At 57.8% G+C, this 18,870-nt stretch carries 15 protein-coding genes, 1 pseudogene and 1 CRISPR repeat array; of the genes and pseudogenes, 5 read left to right on the top strand and 11 right to left on the bottom strand.

The window, feature by feature from the left end; all coding sequences use genetic code 11:
- Window positions 1-153 precede the first annotated feature (153 nt).
- Window positions 154-1,902: direct repeats of the CRISPR family, unit length 36 nt; unit sequence GTTGCGGCTGGACCGCGAATTTTGAACAGCTACAAT.
- A 73-nt stretch (window positions 1,903-1,975) separates the two neighbouring features.
- The 9 genes and pseudogenes from cas2 to AC13DE_RS16660 form a co-directional block, all read right to left on the bottom strand.
- Window positions 1,976-2,320, bottom strand: a complete 345-nt coding sequence (gene cas2 / locus AC13DE_RS16700; RefSeq protein ID WP_483048474.1) for a CRISPR-associated endonuclease Cas2 — start codon at window positions 2,318-2,320, stop codon at window positions 1,976-1,978.
- Entirely contained in the window at window positions 2,317-3,228 is a 912-nt protein-coding gene (gene cas1, locus AC13DE_RS16695; protein ID WP_483048473.1) for a type II CRISPR-associated endonuclease Cas1, read from the bottom strand. The genes cas2 and cas1 overlap by 4 nt, the downstream gene beginning before the upstream one ends.
- A gap of 85 nt (window positions 3,229-3,313) precedes the next feature.
- Window positions 3,314-6,568 carry a type II CRISPR RNA-guided endonuclease Cas9 gene (cas9, locus tag AC13DE_RS16690; RefSeq protein ID WP_483048472.1) on the bottom strand — a complete coding sequence of 1,085 codons (3,255 nt, stop codon included), beginning with the start codon at window positions 6,566-6,568 and terminating at the stop codon, window positions 3,314-3,316.
- An 877-nt stretch (window positions 6,569-7,445) separates the two neighbouring features.
- Window positions 7,446-8,575 (bottom strand): IS3 family transposase gene (locus tag AC13DE_RS16685; RefSeq protein WP_483048471.1). Its coding sequence is split into 2 segments (ribosomal slippage): window positions 7,446-8,344 and window positions 8,344-8,575, totalling 1,131 coding nucleotides; the frame shifts between segments, so codons are not numbered across the junction.
- A gap of 354 nt (window positions 8,576-8,929) precedes the next feature.
- Window positions 8,930-9,226, bottom strand: coding sequence for a hypothetical protein (locus tag AC13DE_RS16680; protein WP_483048477.1), 297 nt, complete (start codon window positions 9,224-9,226; stop codon window positions 8,930-8,932).
- A gap of 62 nt (window positions 9,227-9,288) precedes the next feature.
- Window positions 9,289-10,587, bottom strand: a pseudogene (gene tnpC, locus AC13DE_RS16675) (IS66 family transposase); the annotation flags it as partial.
- Between the two features lie 59 nt (window positions 10,588-10,646).
- Window positions 10,647-10,910: an IS66 family insertion sequence element accessory protein TnpB gene (tnpB, locus tag AC13DE_RS16670; protein ID WP_483048470.1), complete on the bottom strand. Its 264-nt coding sequence runs from the start codon at window positions 10,908-10,910 to the stop codon at window positions 10,647-10,649.
- Window positions 10,911-11,197: 287 nt separating this feature from the next.
- Window positions 11,198-11,401 carry a transposase gene (locus AC13DE_RS16665; protein ID WP_483048469.1) on the bottom strand — a complete coding sequence of 68 codons (204 nt, stop codon included), beginning with the start codon at window positions 11,399-11,401 and terminating at the stop codon, window positions 11,198-11,200.
- Between the two features lie 33 nt (window positions 11,402-11,434).
- Window positions 11,435-12,172, bottom strand: a complete 738-nt coding sequence (locus AC13DE_RS16660) for a pirin family protein (RefSeq protein WP_483048468.1) — start codon at window positions 12,170-12,172, stop codon at window positions 11,435-11,437.
- Between the two features lie 99 nt (window positions 12,173-12,271).
- Here AC13DE_RS16660 and AC13DE_RS16655 point away from each other — a divergent pair, with 99 nt between their 5' ends.
- Complete coding sequence (locus AC13DE_RS16655; RefSeq protein WP_483048467.1) at window positions 12,272-13,171, top strand: LysR family transcriptional regulator; 900 nt, start codon at window positions 12,272-12,274, stop codon at window positions 13,169-13,171.
- Here the strand turns inward: AC13DE_RS16655 and AC13DE_RS16650 are convergent.
- Window positions 13,159-13,698, bottom strand: coding sequence for a TetR/AcrR family transcriptional regulator C-terminal domain-containing protein (locus AC13DE_RS16650; RefSeq protein ID WP_483048466.1), 540 nt, complete (start codon window positions 13,696-13,698; stop codon window positions 13,159-13,161). The genes AC13DE_RS16655 and AC13DE_RS16650 overlap by 13 nt on opposite strands.
- A gap of 51 nt (window positions 13,699-13,749) precedes the next feature.
- Window positions 13,750-15,000: an ergothioneine biosynthesis protein EgtB gene (egtB, locus tag AC13DE_RS16645; RefSeq protein WP_483048465.1), complete on the bottom strand. Its 1,251-nt coding sequence runs from the start codon at window positions 14,998-15,000 to the stop codon at window positions 13,750-13,752.
- A gap of 920 nt (window positions 15,001-15,920) precedes the next feature.
- Between egtB and AC13DE_RS16640 the strand changes: the two genes are divergently transcribed.
- The 4 genes from AC13DE_RS16640 to AC13DE_RS16625 all read left to right on the top strand — a co-directional run bounded on the left by AC13DE_RS16640 (window position 15,921) and on the right by AC13DE_RS16625 (window position 18,839).
- A complete protein-coding gene (locus AC13DE_RS16640; protein ID WP_483048464.1) occupies window positions 15,921-16,205 on the top strand; it encodes a type II toxin-antitoxin system death-on-curing family toxin in 285 nt (94 codons plus the stop codon).
- 26 nt (window positions 16,206-16,231) lie between these two features.
- Complete coding sequence (locus AC13DE_RS16635; protein WP_483048463.1) at window positions 16,232-17,377, top strand: helix-turn-helix transcriptional regulator; 1,146 nt, start codon at window positions 16,232-16,234, stop codon at window positions 17,375-17,377.
- A 110-nt stretch (window positions 17,378-17,487) separates the two neighbouring features.
- Window positions 17,488-18,165, top strand: a complete 678-nt coding sequence (locus AC13DE_RS16630; protein WP_483048462.1) for a hypothetical protein — start codon at window positions 17,488-17,490, stop codon at window positions 18,163-18,165.
- Window positions 18,162-18,839, top strand: coding sequence for a hypothetical protein (locus tag AC13DE_RS16625; protein ID WP_483048461.1), 678 nt, complete (start codon window positions 18,162-18,164; stop codon window positions 18,837-18,839). Before AC13DE_RS16630 ends, AC13DE_RS16625 begins: the two co-directional genes overlap by 4 nt.
- Window positions 18,840-18,870: the final 31 nt, after the last annotated feature.

Here is an 18,870-nt window from a genome sequence, read left to right as displayed (position 1 = left end):
CTTTGACGATCTTCTCGCCAGGGCTTTTGCGTGTTCCAGTTGTCTGTCTCATCGGCCACTCCTCAGTGGTTATGATGAGCCAACAACACTCTCTTATCAAATAACGCTATTTGGACCCATAAGCGCTGACGTCAGACAGTCAACGTGGCCTCTGTTGCGGCTGGACCGCGAATTTTGAACAGCTACAATGAGGTCGGCGTCGGGAAGATCGAGACGGTCGTTGCGGCTGGACCGCGAATTTTGAACAGCTACAATGCAGACGTGATCGGCGTGGATGATAGACTAGTTGCGGCTGGACCGCGAATTTTGAACAGCTACAATGATTGTACTTATCTGACCGGCGCGGCGGCGGTTGCGGCTGGACCGCGAATTTTGAACAGCTACAATTCTGCTGGCATTGCTGCGATAAAGCGCAGGGTTGCGGCTGGACCGCGAATTTTGAACAGCTACAATATCGCGGCGTTTCGGGGCGGGTCATCCGCAGTTGCGGCTGGACCGCGAATTTTGAACAGCTACAATAATTGTCGTCGAGTGCCGGCGCGGTTTGGAGTTGCGGCTGGACCGCGAATTTTGAACAGCTACAATAATGCGTGGGAGGCTACCTTGCGTTCTAAGTTGCGGCTGGACCGCGAATTTTGAACAGCTACAATCACCGCCCAACTGTTCCAGCGTACCGCCCAGTTGCGGCTGGACCGCGAATTTTGAACAGCTACAATGTCGGCCAAGTTCAGATTGTCAGAGGTCAAGTTGCGGCTGGACCGCGAATTTTGAACAGCTACAATTCTTCTTCCACACGCCAGAATAGTACTTGCGTTGCGGCTGGACCGCGAATTTTGAACAGCTACAATTCAACCGTGTCTCAGCCTATACAACGCCAGGTTGCGGCTGGACCGCGAATTTTGAACAGCTACAATCCGAGGGCTGATAGGATGGCGGCGGTGTGGGTTGCGGCTGGACCGCGAATTTTGAACAGCTACAATCATATCGCGGTTGTGACGTGAACAGAACCAGTTGCGGCTGGACCGCGAATTTTGAACAGCTACAATCGGCGTAGGTAGCTCCACGGTCGCAACAACGTTGCGGCTGGACCGCGAATTTTGAACAGCTACAATGACGATCCTCATCAAAGGCGGCATCAACCTGTTGCGGCTGGACCGCGAATTTTGAACAGCTACAATTAAAGAGCGCAACGGGGTGTACGGCTATATGTTGCGGCTGGACCGCGAATTTTGAACAGCTACAATCAAGTCACCTGCAACCGATACAACCGGCGGGTTGCGGCTGGACCGCGAATTTTGAACAGCTACAATCCTAGCCATGCGCCGAGGCTAATCCCGCATGTTGCGGCTGGACCGCGAATTTTGAACAGCTACAATTGTACCTGCCAGGCGCTGTGACTATGCGACGTTGCGGCTGGACCGCGAATTTTGAACAGCTACAATAGCCGCATTATGCGAAAGATGGGTGGTGGGTTGCGGCTGGACCGCGAATTTTGAACAGCTACAATCGGAGTCTTGCGGGCCGTCTGGACGTCACAGTTGCGGCTGGACCGCGAATTTTGAACAGCTACAATAAGGCGGGCGCGAGCTGGACCGCATGGGGGGTTGCGGCTGGACCGCGAATTTTGAACAGCTACAATGAGAAAATAACACGTCCAGCCTGCACATCTGTTGCGGCTGGACCGCGAATTTTGAACAGCTACAATAATTCAACCTCTGCAAGAGTGCCTTTTTTGTTGCGGCTGGACCGCGAATTTTGAACAGCTACAATGCTGCCGTAGATTTCGATGGCGCGGAAGTCGTTGCGGCTGGACCGCGAATTTTGAACAGCTACAATGTGGGCGGGCAAGCCGAACCTCGTGCGTGCGTTGCGGCTGGACCGCGAATTTTGAACAGCTACAATAGATCCCCCGCTAAGCCTTTGTTATACATAAAGATTAGCGGGACTATGTTCGTAGTTTCCACAGCGAATCGCATCAGAACATCACTAGTTGCTCCGGATTCTTACGGTCGCGCTTGCGGCCCTGATCCGAGAATTGAATAATATCACGATATTGGCGGTCGGTGAAGTTCAAGATCTGGACGTCCCCCGCATCGGGCAAATGCCGCTCGATCCGGTTGACCCGTGTTGCAAAGGCTTCCTTGCCATTAACGAACCGCGTATAGACGGAAAACTGGCTCCGCTCAAAACCCTCGTCCAACAAAAAGTTGCGGAATGCCGTCGCAGCCTTGCGTTGGGGCTTGGTATCAGTCGGCAAATCGAACATTACAAGTATCCACATCAATCTGTATCCTGACAAATAGGTACCAGTATGGGTCATGCGCCTAGCCCCGCGAGCGTCAACGCATCGGGCGGGTGCGGCAGGGCAAGGGCAAGTTTGCCGGCCTCGAAACTTTGCCCCAGCGACGTGGCCAGTTTGATGAGAGCCACCGATACCGGTGTCACGCCATCGCCTAAGGGCAGGTCGGTCGCGATCAGGCGTGCAAGGGTTTGCTTGGCGTTGGTGTCGACCTGAACACCGGAGCGGGCGACGAGCGTTCTGACGGAGCAATCGACAAGCGGGCGGAACGGCTCCATTAGGTCGTCAGCCAGCGCGAAGGCGTTACCACGGTTGGCATGAAACAACCCGATCGTTGGATGTAAACCAGCGGAAACAACAGCCCGCGCCGTGGCCGCGCGCAAGACCGTGTAGCCGTAGTTTAGAAGCGCGTTTTCATCCCCGTGCCCAGCATCGCGGCGAAAGTCCGGCCCCATCATACGCGGCCAGTAATAGCGCGCGGCTTGGGCTTCAATGTTGGTGCTGTCGCCCGACGTGATCTTACGGATCATCATCGACAACGCTGCAGATTTTTCGCCAACTGCATCGAGCGCGGCGGCTTGCATGGCGACCTTTGCGGCAACCACCTGCTTCCAAGCCTGTTTGACAAGTGGCGCTTTCGCCTGCCACTGGGCGCGCATTCGGGCACCCTGCCAATGATGCCCTTCTAGCGGCAGTAAAACGGATTTTGGAGCATGGTTGGCAGCACACAAGACGACTGGTGCCCCACGGTCGGCCAGTTCCGTCAATAGCGACGTCGACCAAGTTGTTCCGTGTGCGTGCACAATCACGGCCGCGATCTGATCCAATTGCGTGCGGCCGATCTCTGTCCCGTTCTCGGAAACCTTCAGGAATCCACGGTCGCGCGACAGGTGTCGCCCGTCAGTCGCGATATCAATGATCTGGTCCACACGTTACCCCTTAACCCCCCCCCGCACGCGAATCGCTAACGCATTGATTATACTGCCGCCCTACCATTTCGCCAAATTCAGGCGTCTATAAAGGCGGCCCAGGATCGCGCAGGCGGCCCATTTCATCCACGATGACTCTGCGTGCTTTAGCTTTGAGGAGGGAGCCCGCCCCCAACTGAATGAGTTTGAAATCATCTTTGGGGTCTCTGTCTCTCGCATCGGCGTTTGCTTCGGTATGAGGCGCAACGAAAATGCTCCCGTTCTGCTTCATTTTCCGCACATAGCCAATAATGGTCTCACCATCCCGCTCAAGCATCACCATGTCACGCTTGAAGATGCGCATTAGCCGCTTCGCCGCCGGATGAGGTTTCTTTTCGGCACCGGACTGGTGTGCCTCGTAGGTTGTCACGACCTGTGGCTTGATCTTGCCATCGGGCAAGCACCAGATTTCATAGCAATGATTGCTGTCGCCCTTGTACGCCTTGTAGGGCCGCCCCTCTTGGTTCGCGACTTCGACACGCGCGCTTTCCTGCAAGGTTTCTTCAAGCCTGACACGGCGCAGGCCGAAATAGGGATTATCGGTGTTATCCGGCAAAATTGGCGAGGCGGCAAAGGCCAGCAGTGCGGCCTCGAACGCCTTGCCGTCCAGCCCACGGGTCACGCGCGCGAGGTGTCTTTGCAGGTCAACATCACGGAGATTTGCTCCCCGTTTGGTGACGGCAACATCGTTCGGGCTAAGCGACGCTAGGGGCTTACGGCTAACGACGGTGCCGTTCTGTCCAATTCCATAGGCGGTGTCGTTGTGCAGTTGGCCAGATGTGCTGTCACGCCCGGATTTGCGCGCGGTCGGGTCGATGCGTCCATGATCGGCGCGGTGGCTAACGATGATCTGCGCGACCTGCGCGCTGACGTCGTCGCGAAAGCCCTCCCATGGTGGTGGAACCGAGCGTGCGACCTCCTCAGCGCCGTTCAGTTCGTCCCGTCGTGCCATGTCGGCAACCCTCTTAATCAGACCACGGTCCGTGGCGGCTACAACGGCGGCGTCAATCGCGTGGTGGCGGTGGTCGGTGCGGTTTTTGGCCTTAACGGTTTGTGCGTCGCTATCGGTCAATACCGTCAATCCATTGAGCCCCCAATGTCGACGCAACGTCTCTGTCAGACGACCCGGCACGACCCAGACATGGCTTTTGCCATCGCCTCCGTCATATAGCGCATCCAAATAAGCCCGCGCGATCCGAGACAGATATTGCGTATCTTTCAAGGCGCGTGCACTGAAATCATTTTCCCCTTCGAACTGCTCCATCGCATCGGGCGCGAAGCGCCAGGCCTTGTTGACGGGCAAGTTCTTGAGGTTGGCGGCAATCGTCTCCCATTGGTCAGTCCCGCCCCATGCCTCCCACGGTGTCTTGTTGGTTTTCTGTCGGTTGGCCTCTTTCAAACAGAGCGTGCGATTGGCGAACCCATCGTCCAAGGTGCGGGAGAATGGAAGTATGTGATCGACGTCTACTTCGGGTGTGAAAATCATGGAAACAGAGATCGGCTGTCCTGTGTATGGGCAACGTCTCGGGCCAATCGCGGGGCCAAGGTCTTCCCAAATTCGAAGCTTCATTCGGTTCGTGCCCGTATTCGGAACGCCCAGTTCTTCCAGCTTCTTGCCTCGCGCAATCGCCGCTTCGGTGTTCTTCTTGATGTCGCGCTGGACGTCTTTTTTCTGATCCTCGGACAGCTTCAGGTCACGGGCCAGTTCCACGACGATCTCGTCCGGCCTGCCATACACCTCGATGATCCGGTTCACCAAGCGGCGCAGCTGGTTCAACCCGATATGCACTGTGGGATTGGTGATACGGCCATATCGCTTCACGTCATCATCATTTGGATCCCCCGTTCCGGGGATGACGTGGCGTTCAAGGATTTCGGCGTAGTATGGCAGGTTTTCCAACGCTTCTCCTGTACGGCCATCCGAATGATGCCATCCGCAGGCAGCAACTGCGGTACCGTAGGTCAAGACATCCGACTCAAGTGCCTCCAAAATCCGCGTGGTCGCCGTCAGGCCCAACCGCCCGTAGCCGTCGGGCAACGGTGCCTTCGCGGTCTCCTCTGCATGGGTTCGATCCAGCCTATGCACATCCATGAGCCAGCGAACCAGATCTGCGTGCTCGGCATCACTCTGCACGGCGCGAATGCGCTGCACCACATCCCACTGACCTGCGCTTTCCAGCGTCGACCACCGCGCGCCGAACCTGTCTGGATGGGATAGGCTGGCGCGTACTGGATCGCAGGCAATCGCATCACGGTTGGCCGTTTCCAGCGTGAAGCTTTGCTCAGGCCGCAGCTTGATCACCTTAGCGAGCGCCTTCAACTTCATCGTCATACCAGAGAGGGATTTCGTTTGTTTCTTGTTGTCCAAGGCATGCACGATCTGGTCCCGCTCCTCGCGCGTTAGCAGGCGCGACGGCTCTCCCCGTGCTGCAACCTTCAGATTATTGACCGTTTCTATCAGGATCCGTCGCTGGTTCAGCGGGTGGGCACTGGGAATGCGTTTGTCGCGCTCAGGAACGTCATGTTGCCCAGTAAACAGACACAGCCCGACTTCCGGCCTCTCCAAAGGGCGTTGGTGAAAGATGATCGTTGCAATTTCGTCGCGCAGATCGTCGGTCAGGACATCTGGTGCGTAATGGGCCTGCGTCGCCCACAGTTTGCCAAACTCCTCAGACAAGTGTTTTCGGTCAGGATAGAAATCATATCCTGCCTCTTCCTTGTCCGCGTTGTCGCGTCGCGCCACGGTCAGCCGCGTGCGCACGCTCGGCACACGCCTGGGGTCAGGGGCAGCAGCACGTCGCATATGTAGGAATTCCCCATAGGTGCGCGCACCCTTGGCCATCATTGCGTGATCCAATCGCGCAGTTGCATCCTTGATCTTGCCGCTTTCGTTGTCGCCTCGGTCCGTCTTGCGGTTGGACTTGAACCCCCGCCGCTGGTTGAGGTGAAACAGCGCACGACCGAGATGTGTAAGCGGTAGCGGTCCGTCTAAACCCCTTGCCCGCAATTCGTAAGGGTCCAACGCTTCAAGCGCCTTGGCCTCGACGGGGTCAGCAGGCATCAGCCCCACCTGCGCCATACGCTTCATCAACGCCGCCTTACGCCGCAGATACCTGTCACGCCGCCGCCGTTGCGCTCGTGCAGCCCTGCGATCCACTGCCAATGACGCCTTGGACTTTGGGTCCCGCCCGTCCGAGAAAATGCGCACGCCACCGTCCACCACCTCGGGAATCTGGCCTCGATTCATGCTATAAAGCCACCAGCCAATGGAATTCGTTCCAATATCAAGACCCAAGCGCATAGGCGCATCCCCACAAAAATGAGGATATTATACACTTGGAGCAGGGGTGCACAATCTAAAAGTGTGTTTGACAACTCGGACAAAATCCAAAATATTACTCCTGTTCAAAATTCGCGGTCGAGCCGTTAACAAGCATTCGATTGCACCACATTGAAGCGCAGGCTACGGCCTGCGCTTTTTGCTTGGAAGAATGTGAACAATTTAATTACCTGGCCTCTGGCGAATTATTAGTGCAATGGGCGTCCAACTTAAGAGTAACTTCGTGGCCCGAAGGTCTTCTAGAAGGTTGAGAGGCTTCAATCTTACTTTTGCAGCGAAGTCCGGTTTCCGTCAATTTCGTGGAAAAGACCTGTTCGCGGACGCAGAATTCTGTCGCTTGAGTTGGGCACGAGCGCCTTTCTTGTAGGGTTTTTCGCGGTTGCTGCCGTGCGGAAAGGATATTGGTCGGTTTGCCGTGGTTCTGGGCGGTAGCGGCGAGGAGGAATTCGTCATTCGCCCCGCATAGGCCACGTAATCGGAGCCTGCTCAGTCCTGGCATACCTCTTTGAGGGCGCGATACCGTGCCGTGCTCTTGCAAGTCGGCCTTCGATTGAGGGAGTTGAGCGCACAAATGCAGTGTCGTCTGACTTCGCCTTTGTCCGGAACACCATTAACCAAACTTGACATCGGGCAGGTGATTAGTGGATTTAGAACAAATAAAGAACATTTAGGATTCCCATGCCAGTTTACCCAGTTGATGAACCCGTCCACATACCATCCCAATCTGTTCGAATTGTCAGCACACCAGTAAGCGCCGGTTTTCCTTCGCCAGCAGGAGATGATCTTGAAGATGAGTGGATTGGACCTGTCCCGCTTTTGTGCCGCCCCAAGTGCACGTTTAGGCCACCTTCCGTTCGAAGGCGACCGGGCTTTTCCAACCTAATGCTGCATGGCGTCTTCGCGGATTGTAGAACCCATTTATATATTCGAAGATCGCCAACTCTGCCTGCCGTCGCGTTTCCCATGACCGCCGCCAGATCAGTTCAGCTTTGATTGTCTTGAAGAACGTCTCGACAGCAGTGTTGTCGTAACAATTTCCCTTCCCAGACATCGACACCTCGAACCCATGCTGGCGCAGGATTTTCTGATAGTCGTGAGAACAATATTGCGACCCGCGATCCGTGAGATGGATGTAGCCCCTGGGCGGTTGCCGGAACGCGATGGCCATCTTCAACGCTCGGATCGCGAGGTCACGTTTCATGCGATTGCTCACCGCCCAGCCGATGAGCCGCCGTGAATGCAGGTCCAGTATCACAGCCAGATACAACCAACCCTCGCGCGTCCATACATAGCTGATATCGCCTGCCCATTTCTGGTTAGGTTGTTTAGCTGCGAAGTCCCGATCCAGAAAGTTCGGCGCGATATCGAACTTGTGGTCGCTATCCGTCGTGACCTTGTGTTTGCGCGTTCGCACCACGGATATGCCGTTCTGGCGCATGAGGCGGCCAACCCGACGGTGCCCAACATCTAAACCGATCTCCTTCAGTTCCTCAGTCATCCGAGGCCGACCATGACTGCTGAGGCTGAGACGCGACTGTTCTTTGATGTGGGCCAGCGCGACCAAATCAGACCGCTGTCTGCGGCTGGCCGGGCGGCTGCGGAAAACACGTAATCTACGTGTGCTGACACCAACGACACTGCATGGACGGTTGGCCGGGAAATGTTCCCTGTGTTCTTCAATGAACCTAAATCTCATTGCTTTAGGCCCGCAAAGAACTGGGTGGCTTTTTTTAAGGTCTCCCTCTCCTCCTTGAGAAGCCGGACTTCACGTCGAAGTCGATCATTCTCTTTGACGAGCTCTAAATCCTCTTTCGAAACCAAATCTGTGTCTCGATGCACCGTGATCCACTTGTTCAGCGTCGACATTCCAATACCCAGATCGTCAGCCATCTGCGTGCGCGTAAGCCCACTTGTCAGCGCGATCCGCACTGCATCTTGGCGGAATTCGTCCCTCCGTTTCAGTCCCATAGTCAGTCTCCTTTGTTGCAGTAAATGCTATCAAAGGAGCGGCACCAAACCGCGACAGGTCCACTGAGCATAATTCGAACAACTCCACACTTCTTTTTAGGGGGGTGAACTGTAAAAAACGTTAAATTCACTCGGGGAAACTACGTGGATATTAATCGCTTTTTGCTTCGATATTTACTTGAAATTCCTGGCAAATGTTGTTTCGTCTCTGCTGATCGCTGAATGACATGTCAGCGCGAAGTTTGGGTGTGTGGACTTGAGGGTATCAACTTGGAGAGATTTGAAATTCCGCTGTTGTTCAACGAGAAGCCAAGCTGGCCCATCCTGCTGGATCCACCGAGCCTTCATTACACCTCAAGCGCTTACATGCGCGCCAATGGCGATGACCCATAACCCATCTTGAACGACCGACTGATCCTGAAGCCAGATATCGACCTCAACCGGTATCGATGTCACGCTGTTCTTGATTGGATCGAGGTTCAGATCGAGGCGATTGGCGTGCACCAAGCGATCAATATCCAGAGGGCGGCAAGCAAGATGCTCGCCGAAAGTGGATCGACGTCCAAAGTACATGTATCTGGACCAACCCGAAGTGGCGGGTATACGGGAAGAAGCTTTATCGTCCGGGTGCAACAACCAGGATTTCGCCATTTGGGGTCTCTCTGCGCAGAGCTTTTGAGAAAGTACCCAACATCTGTCAGATCTGTAGAGGGCTTGGCCACCTTGTTGTGCCTGGACAAATTAGCGCGCTCTTCCTGCAGCCAGTCATGGAGATTATCGGCCAGGGGACGGGAGAGTTCCTGACGGGCGGCAAGCCGGGCATGGGCATCCAGCCCATTGATCTCGCGCTCTATAGCGAAGATGGCGTCGATCCGTTTCCTCGCTTCCAGCGCGGTCGGCGAGATCTGATCGGCCGGTTTGCCCTTGCGGACATTCCCGGCTACATCCGCAAGTTCTCAGAACTTCCGGCGCGCATGTGACCAGCACAGCGCGCTGGTCACGGGGCCCGCATCACGGTCAGCGCGGTAAAGATCGTTGTATCCGCCATGGGCGCCGGCCTGCAGCACGCCTTGCCATCCGGCGAGATGCTGATTGGCATTGGTTGCCGCGCGATCACGGGAGAAGCGAAAGAACGCGGCCGGTGGCACGCCACCATTCCAGGGCTGGTCATCGCGCACATAGGTCCAGAGACGGGCCTTTTTTGCACCGCCCCGCGCCAGGAGCGGCACGGTCGTGTCGTCGCCATGCAGGCGGTGCGCGGCAAGCAAATGGTTCTCGATCAGGGCATGGATGGGCTGCAACGCGACTGTGGCATGCCCGACCAGGTCCGCCAGGGTCGACAGGCTCAATTCGACGCCTTCACGGGCGAAGCGTTCGGCCTGCCGGTTCAACGGCTGGTGCTGGCCATATTTCTCGAAGACCAGCATGGCGATCGGGCTGGGCTCGGCCCATCCGCGCGGGATCGGATGGAACGGGGCCGGTGGCTGGCTGATCTTCTCGCAGGCCCGGCAGGTGAACTTCTCGCGCACGGTCTGGATCACCGTCCACTGCCGCGGGATCACCTCCAGCGTCTCAGTGACATCTTCGCCCATCTTCACGATCCGATCCGAACCACAGCAGGTGCAGGCGGCAGGTGCCTCGACAACAACCCGCTCACGCGGCAGGTGATCAGAGAACGGCTTGCGCACAGGGTGGCGGCGCGTGAAGGCGCGCACCTTGCTGGCCTTTTCAGCCGCCTGTTCTGCGGCCAGGGCATCCTCGGTTGCCGCCGTTTCCAGTTCTTCGAGCTGCAGTTCCAGTTGATCAATCAACCGCGCGCGCCGTTCCGACGAGATGCCGTATTTGTCGCGGCGCAGCTTGGCAATCTCAAGCTTGAGTTCCTGGATCATCGCTTCCGAACAGGACACGACGGCGCGGGTCTGTGCCAGCTCGCTTTCCGCAACCTCTGCGCGGGCCTCCGCAGCGGCCAGGGCGGCGCGTAATCTCGCAAGCTCGGAAGCGGTATTCGACATGGCGGATGTCTATCATCCGTGTTCGAGGGGTGCCAATAAAAACAGGCTTGACGAAAAATTTATCCAGCCTTTGCAGGACGTTGCGTCCAGCGCGGATTGCGCCAGTCGATCCCCTCCAGAAGATAGCCCAGTTGTGCCGCAGAGATCTGCACCGCCTCGTCGGACCGGCTCACCGGCCAAATGAACTTTCCCGCCTCCAGGCGCTTCAGATACAGCGACATACCCACGCCATCATGCCACAGGATCTTGACCAGATCGCCCTTGCGGCCCCGGAAGCAAAAGAGCTCGCCCGCATGGGGATCGCGGCCGAGCCCTTCTTGCACCTACAACGCCAGGGTGTTCATGCCCCGCCTCATGTCGGTGACGCCGCCCGCAATCCACACCTTCACGCCAGCCGGAAACGCGATCATTGCCGATCCAACACTGCCAGAAGCCGTGCAAGTGCTTCGGGCTCCACGCCCACCGGCACGATGAGCCGGTGCCCATTCGGCAGGGCTATCTCAACCTGACAGTCCGGAGGCGGACAGGGATCAACCGGACTTGCCTGCGACGCGGTAGCTCCCTTTGCACGGTAACCGGCGCGAACGGCACCGGGCGAAAGGACCCAAGCTCACCGTTTCGATACTGCCGCCGCCAAGTGGTCAGGAGCGACCGGCAAAATGCCATGCCGTCGAGCTGTGGCTGCCGCTTGTCGGTGGCCGATAAAGCTCTCCTCCACGATGCGCAGTTTATCATCATCTGACCAATACCGGCGGCGATCACCATCGGCAGCGGAAAGAACTTCGATTTGAGGGCGATTATTGAAGTCGGACATAAGGCCGGACTTACCATCGGATCGATCCCGATATCAGGCGGCCGACGCCGGAGCCTTACGATTGTTGATCTCGATCTCCGACCCTTCATTGCCAAGCACGAAGGATCGCTGTGCGGCGATCTTCGTTCCGCTCACGATCGCGCCGTCAGTGGGCAGGAAGCCCGCCACAGGCAGGTCGGCGGACAGTGCCACGCGAGCCGAACCCATGGGCTCGACACGGACGTGCCATATGAACTCCTCAGCGAAGGTTGGGATCGGTGAGGTGTGGCCGTCGTATCCGCCCAAAAGCACCTTGAGATGGGCCCGCCCGCCCGGCAGGGGAACGACAGGCAGGTCTTCGGCCTGAACGGGCATGTATTCGGCTGGCTCTGCCTTATTGCGTGCGGGTAGGTTGATCCAGAACTGAAAGCTGTGCAGTCTGCCGCCGTGTTTGCGCAGATCCGTCGAGATCATTTCGTCATGGACGATGCCGTTGCCCGCCTTCATCCACTGCACCCCGCCATCAGAGATGGTGCCATGCCCGCCCGTGCTGTCGGCATGGGTCAGTGCGCCTTCGAGGACGTAGGTGAAGGTGGCGATGCCCCGGTGTGGATGCGCGAAGGACCCGTCGTGGTCAGGCAACACTCCCGGTGCGATGTCTTTTGGCGGCAGGTGATCGAGGAGCATGATCGGACCTACGAACTGCACCGCTTTGTTGGGCAGGGCGCGGGCGATTGTAAAGGGCCCGACCTTATCGGGCTGGATATCAAGTTGCGATATAACCTGTCTCATTTGTGAACTCCTTGTGCTGATCCAGAAGTAGGGGTGGGGACGACGGATTGAAATTTATATTTTATGCGTATCTATATAAGATATGCTTATGAAGTGGGGATGCAGATGAAGCTGGACCAGTTGAAGGTGCTGCGGGCCGTGGTCGAAAGCGGAACGATCAAATCCGCCGCCGAAAGCCTCAACCGCACCCAGCCGGCGGTGAGCCAGGCCCTGAAGGCGCTGGAATTTCAAACCGGCACCGAGCTCTTCGACCGCTCGGGCTATCGGCTCGAGCTGACGCCGGTGGGCCGACGGGTCTATCTGCAATCCCTGCGGGTACATTCCGAGGCCGAGGATCTGACGCAGTTGGTCCGCCATTTCGAGAAGGGGCAGGAAGAAACCATTACCATCGCCATCGACGCTGCCGCCGACCCGAATGTCATGATGCCCGTGCTGGCCAAGCTTCAGGTCGGCTTTCCCGACACGCGCGTCGTACTTCGTGCCGAGGTCCTGTCTGGTGCCATCGAGGCCGTGCGGTCCGGCGAAGCGGCGCTTGCCTTGGCTCCGGCCATCCCGGTCATGCTGGAAGAGGAAGGGTTCGACTACATGCCTCTGGCCGGTTCGGTGATGCGCAATGTCGCCGCACCAACGCTGCTCGATGCGATGGACGCGCCCCGCACACTGGCCGACCTTCGAAGATTCCACCAGGTGATCGCGCGCGACAGCGGCCAGGCCGCTGGCCTGTTCGACCGCGAGCTTGGCGTTCAGAAGGGACAGAGGCGATGGTATGTCAGCGACCTGCACATGAAGAAGCAACTGCTGGTGGCGGGGCTTGGCTGGGGCCGCCTGCCGCAGCACCTGATCGCCGAGGAACTGGCGCAGGACCGCTTGCGCGATATCGTTCTGCCCCATACCGATCTCAATTTCGAGATCGAGGTTTTCGTCTTTCGCCAACGCAGATCGGCGATGGGACCCGTGGCCACCCACCTATGGAAGGCGTTCGCCGATCAGGCGGCCTGAACCGTCGCGGCGTAATGCGCGAGGAACATGTCAACGCAGTCGGCAATGACGGCACCGGAGTCGAGATCAGCCTTTGCGCCCGGCAGGAACTCGGGCCACATCAGGAAATGCTTGATCATCGGCAGGAGCTGCCCGCCGGCCAAACCCAGTTCGGCCCGCCGCAGCGCGCCGGCCCGCATCGCCGCGCCGATCAGCGTCTGTATCGGGCCGTCCAGCATCGCCGCCTTGGCGAAGAAGGCCTGCGCCAGATCCAGGAAGCCGAAGCGGTCGTACGTCAAGCCTAGTCGAGGAAGGCGGCAGATACCAAGTCTGTCGCCGGGCAGTTGTCGCCGCTGAAGATTCCGGCCCGCATTGTCTTGGATGATGCCGATAAATTTCAAAATTTTGCGCATGGAGAGCGGCTCGTGAAAGGCGTTGGCGCACCGCTTCGGCGTATAAAAGGCGGATTGTATTTTGCGACGGAGGATCATTTTTCCAATGTAGCCGAGGATATCAACCCGCTGCGTCAAACCGTCAAGGTGGATCAACCCTGGTCGCCGTGCATCGAAGACCGACCGCGTCGCCGTATTAGCCGTTGATCAGCCATCAACAGCAAGGCGTAACCCCATCATCTGCCAGCGCTGATGCGGATAAAAGAAGGTGCGGTAGCTTGCCCGCATCTGCTCTTGCGCCGTCGCACAGGACCCACCGCGCATCACCATCTGATTGACCATGAACTTGCCGTTGTACTCACCCAAAGCACCCTCTGGTGCCTTAAAGCCGGGATAAGGCGTAAATGGTGACGCCGTCCATTCCCAGACATCCCCCCAGACACCTGTTCCCGGCATCGGGCGCAGGGTACCCTCGTCAAGGAAATTGCCGCGTATCTGGTGCTGTGCAAAAGCGTGCTCGTGCTCCGCTTCGGTCGGCAGGCGTGCGCCTGCCCAGCGGGCAAAGGCATCGGCCTCGTAGTAACTCACGTGGACTACGGGTGCATCCAACGCGACGGGCTGCGGGCCGCGCAAGGTGAACGTCCACCACTCGTCGTCCTGCCGCCACCAGTAAAGCGGATGCGTCCAGCCTTCCTTCTTGGCAACAGCATAGCCTTCCATCAACCAATGCCGCGGATCGCCATATCCACCGTCGTCCATAAACGCGATCCAATCCCGATTGGTGACAGCACGATCAGCGATGGCAAAGGGATAGACGTAAACCTTATGCCGAGGGCCTTCACAATCATAGGCAAACCCATTTCCGTCATGGCCGATTTCGATCACACCTCCGTCGTGGTGTGACCATGTCAGCGGTACTTCGGCAGTCACTGGCATCGGCTCTGGATCGCGGTAGACGGGCAACAACGGATTGAACGAAAGGCCGTGCAGCAGGTCTGTGACCAGCAGCTCCTGATGCTGCATCTCATGGTGGCAGCCCAATTCGATCAGATCGAAAATTTCCGGTGTGTTGTCTCTTTCAAGGTCGATAAGCTCTGCCATCGCGCCATCAACATGTTCTCGGTAAGCTCTCACGTCTGCGTGGTCAGGCCTGCTGACAAGACCGCGACGGTCGCGTGCATGGCGCGGTCCTGCGGTGACGTAGTAGCTGTTGAACAGAAATGCAAAACGGTCGTCCGGGCTCGTATAATCGGGCAAGAACGGTTTGAGGATGAACTCTTCGAAGAACCATGTGGTATGCGCCAAATGCCATTTTGCAGGAGACGCATCCTCCATTGATTGCAACATCATGTCCTCGGGCAGCAATGGTGACACCAAGTGCGTAGTCCGAGCGCGGGTCCGGTCAAAGAGGGTCGGTACGGAGGGCACTTGCTGTGCGACGGCGTCTATATGGTTCACGATGCGATTACCTGCCTGCAATTATTGGTCCAAGAACACCGGCGATGCAACGCGCAACCTAAAGGATTGGAGATACAGCCGGATATGGTCGGACTGGTAAAACACAGTACGCGTCAAAAAGTTCCGTTCGAACTCAAGTCGGAGTCGTTCAAGTGAGTACCGCTTACTGTGATCCAGGCTGCCCCCACGCGATTCAAAGCAGGGAAGTTGGTCAAAGCAGGGAAGTTGACCAGATCCCGACGGATCCGCCCGCTGCTGGTCGCTCCTTCATATGGAAAACTGCAGTTCATTGACGGGTTCCCGGAAATATCCCCGATCAGGGCTGGTTTTCCCGCGCTTTGCTTACGCAGTCGGGTTGGACACGTCTGGCAATTTCATGACCGCTGCTGGCACGTTGTCCCCGATCGCATGACGCGGTCTTCACGCGGCGTTTCGGTGTTTTGGTGCTGAGATGGGTGCGCAACCCATTGTATACGCGATAGGTCTTATTCGGATTGATCTTCCACCCGGAACCTGAACGGGCAAGGTTGGTATCGCCGGGCCAACATGGCCGACGCGCGCCCGAGGTGCTTTTGAACGCGGCGCTCATCGACCTCTGTTGCTGGCCAGATCCGTGCGCAAGCCGTGGCCGGATAATTCGGAATTCCATTTTTTCAGTCAGTTTGAGAGTGTTCCGCTTTCAGCGCTGTTTGCTTGATGAGGCGGGATACGAACCTGTCAGGCAGGCGGGTTTCTGCGCGGATTGATCGCGTTCCAGCGCGAGAGCCAAAATCTTGACATTTCATGATCCGTCATGATATTTTGATTGTAGAATTTGGAGCTGCGCTATAGCGACCAAAACCCGAGAGAAATTCGCAACCCACGTAAATTCGGAAATTCTGTCCGCAGTGCGTGACCTGACGCAGGACGAAGGGCGGTAGTTGCAAGCTCTGGTGGATAAGGCGCTGAGCGACCTGATCGAAGAGGCGGCGGCGCTGTGGGAAAGCCTCGCGCAAAACCGGCCTTTCGTCGATGGCAACAAACACACAGCTTTCGCTGTCACATATACCTTTCTTGCGATCAACGGCACACGGATCACTGCCGATGCCGAGGACACCTACGCCTTCATTACCGGCCTCTCAGAGACCGACATACACTCACTGGATCAACTGGCCGTATGGCTGCGCGCCAATGTCTCGGTTGATCCGCAACCCGCTCCGAAGTGAGCATACCGGCAGACTGAACTTGCGCCATGTCATCGTCTCATGCCTTTGATCATCGGCTTTCCGGCTTGATCGGTCGCTTTTACGATGCGGCGGCGGACAACGCTTTGTGGGCGGGCATGGCCGATGATGTGGCGGGATCGCTGGAGTCCACCAGTGCCGTGTTGAAGCTCCATGGCGCAGACGACACCGTCCAGCTTCTTGAAAGCACCGTAAATTTGCACGTTTCGGATCGCCAAGAATCCTGGGCGACGCATTGGCACAGGCAAGATTTATGGGTGGAGCGCGCCGCAAGTTTCGGCGTCTCGCGCGTTGTCACCGATCATGATCTCGTCTCGCCGATCGAACAGCGCAAAAGCGGCTTCTATCAGGAGTGGCTGCGCGAACTTGATATTCACCACATGGTTGGTGCCGTTTTTCCGGGTGGCAATGGTGCTCTCGGCGTCCTGGGGGTGCACCGGCCAAAACGGGCGGGTGCCTATGACGACACCGACCGCCATAAAGTCTCGATCCTCCTGCCGCACCTTCAACGCGCAATCTGGCTCGGCCAGCAACTCGCCATCACGGCGGCACGTCAGGCCGTGACCGAAGAGGTGCTCGCGCGGATCGATGCGGGTGTGTTTGCCGTGGATGTGCGGTGTCGGATCATGTCGCTGAATGCGGGCGGTGAGGCTCTGCTGGATGGGGCAAGCGGCCTTGCGGTCTCACACGGCCGCCTGAGACTGCAAGATGGTTTACTGGATCAGTGCATGGCGCAGATGGTACAGACGAGCGTGTCGACCGCATCGGGACACCCTGTGCCGCCAGGGGCCGCCATGGTGGTTCCGCGTGACGGCCGTCTGCCCCTGACGATGATCGTGACACCATTGCGGCCCTCAGGCATAGGCACCCAGACCCAGCCCCTGGCACTTGTCATCGTACGTGACCCGGAAGCGGCCACACTCAGTACAACGGGCTTGCGGGAACTCTTCGGCTTCACGCGGTCGGAAGCGGTGATCGCGCGTGACCTTGCCAGCGGTCTCTCTCTTGACGATGTGGCAGAGCAGCGCGGCATTGGGGCTGCTACCGCTCGCTCGCATCTCAAACGCATCCTCTCCAAAACCAATACGCACAGGCAAGCAGAAGCCGTGGCGCTGATTGCCCGCAGCGTGGCCGCCCTTGATCAACGAACCTGATTTTCTCCCCTGAACTGGGGGCGAAACCAAAGTTTGATCAGCGTATTCTACCGAGATATCGGCCCGCCGATGCGGTGCCGGTCTTTCAAGTCAGGATGGGGGGTGTTGCCATGGGCATGGGTCTTATTCTTCTTGTGGTGCTGGGTGTGGCAGGATTCTTCCTGGCAAAGAAGTTCGGACTGCTGGGGTTGCTTCTCACGCTGGGCAATTCGGGCAGAAGCCGCTTTCGTCGATCTGGATCTGCTGGAGAGACTGTCTTTCGCGTAACCCCAGCACGGCCTTCGCTTACTGCGCTGGCCGCGATTGCAGTGGGTCTGACCTTTCTGATGAACGTGGAGACGCTGGGGATTTTCGCGTTTTTCGGTCTGATGCCACTTACCATGGGGTTGCTTGCCTTCCCGATCGGGGCGCGATACCGGCAATCGGCCACCATCACGATCGCGGATGAGGCGGTCAGCAGTGGCGGTAAATCCTGGGGGCTTGGCGAGATTGCGGATTTCAACGTTCGGCAGGGAAGCCGGATCAATACGGACGAGCCACCACTGGGCATTCATCAAACGCCGGACGGCGGGCTGATCTATGGCAGGTCGTCTTTCGCGATGATGTCGCGCGTACTGAACAGGCGCATGATCGAGCGGTCCTACTTCGTCAGTTTGCGCACGCGCGCGGGTAGCGATGAAACGGTTCTAAGCGGTGGTCTGACGCTCGATTGCGCGCACGCCTTACAGCGCGATCTGCGCGAGGCCGTCTCTACAAATGCCAAGATTTCGATCGGAGGTGTCGCATGAAAACTATACTTACGGTTGCGGTGCTGATCGCGAGCGCCGGGTGCGCAGCGGCCCAGACGAAAGCATTTCCCGTGGTTCAGACAGAGACCGCCTTTCTTGATGTGTGCGAACAGGAACGGGTGCAGCGAGAGCCTGCTTCTGCCCCTTGGGCGCGGGCCGAGTGCCAGATCAAATGGCGATGGGCCCTGGCGGCGGGGCCGATGGCAGATGTCATAATCGCGATGAGCAAAGCCGATGGCGATGCGGCGCAAGGAACCGCTTCCATGTCAGGGTCGGCCATGCCTGCGGGCATTGCCGTATCGCACAATGCGGCGGGCATCCGCTTTGACTGGCAAAAGCCAGGCTCGGAGGGCCATTACAATGTCACCGGTGCCCTGCGCAGTCGTGGTGTCACTCTGCAATCACTCGGTTGCCCACAATACCCCGGTGCATCGATGGGCCGCGAAAAGGTCATGCTGGCGGGCGTGCCTGGCCGTCAGCCTTTTGTCGTTACGGTCTACAGTCGTGCGGCACCGACCGGTTTCGAGCCGGGCGTCTATGAAGTCGATGCTGATTTCAGCGGCAAAGTGCCTGACATGCGCGCGTTGCAGGCTGGCCGCTATCCGGGCGGTGGAGGCCGCGCCTTTGCGGTCGATCCGACCGGATGGGTCGCCGAATGCCCTGATCCGGAATAGACACCGGATCACGTGCTCGTCCTCTGAAAGA

The organism is Sulfitobacter sp. L-8 (assembly GCF_056859255.1).
This window is presented reverse-complemented; position numbering and strand designations above follow the sequence as displayed.

Coding starts and splice junctions, on each gene's coding strand:
- cas2 (WP_483048474.1), bottom strand. CDS start 2,320: ATGACCCATACTGGTACCTATTTGTCAGGATACAGATTGATGTGGATA.
- cas9 (WP_483048472.1), bottom strand. CDS start 6,568: ATGCGCTTGGGTCTTGATATTGGAACGAATTCCATTGGCTGGTGGCTT.
- AC13DE_RS16680 (WP_483048477.1), bottom strand. CDS start 9,226: ATGGCGAAATCCTGGTTGTTGCACCCGGACGATAAAGCTTCTTCCCGT.
- AC13DE_RS16665 (WP_483048469.1), bottom strand. CDS start 11,401: ATGTCCGACTTCAATAATCGCCCTCAAATCGAAGTTCTTTCCGCTGCC.
- AC13DE_RS16660 (WP_483048468.1), bottom strand. CDS start 12,172: ATGAGACAGGTTATATCGCAACTTGATATCCAGCCCGATAAGGTCGGG.
- AC13DE_RS16655 (WP_483048467.1), top strand. CDS start 12,272: ATGCAGATGAAGCTGGACCAGTTGAAGGTGCTGCGGGCCGTGGTCGAA.
- AC13DE_RS16635 (WP_483048463.1), top strand. CDS start 16,232: ATGTCATCGTCTCATGCCTTTGATCATCGGCTTTCCGGCTTGATCGGT.
- AC13DE_RS16630 (WP_483048462.1), top strand. CDS start 17,488: ATGGGCATGGGTCTTATTCTTCTTGTGGTGCTGGGTGTGGCAGGATTC.
- AC13DE_RS16625 (WP_483048461.1), top strand. CDS start 18,162: ATGAAAACTATACTTACGGTTGCGGTGCTGATCGCGAGCGCCGGGTGC.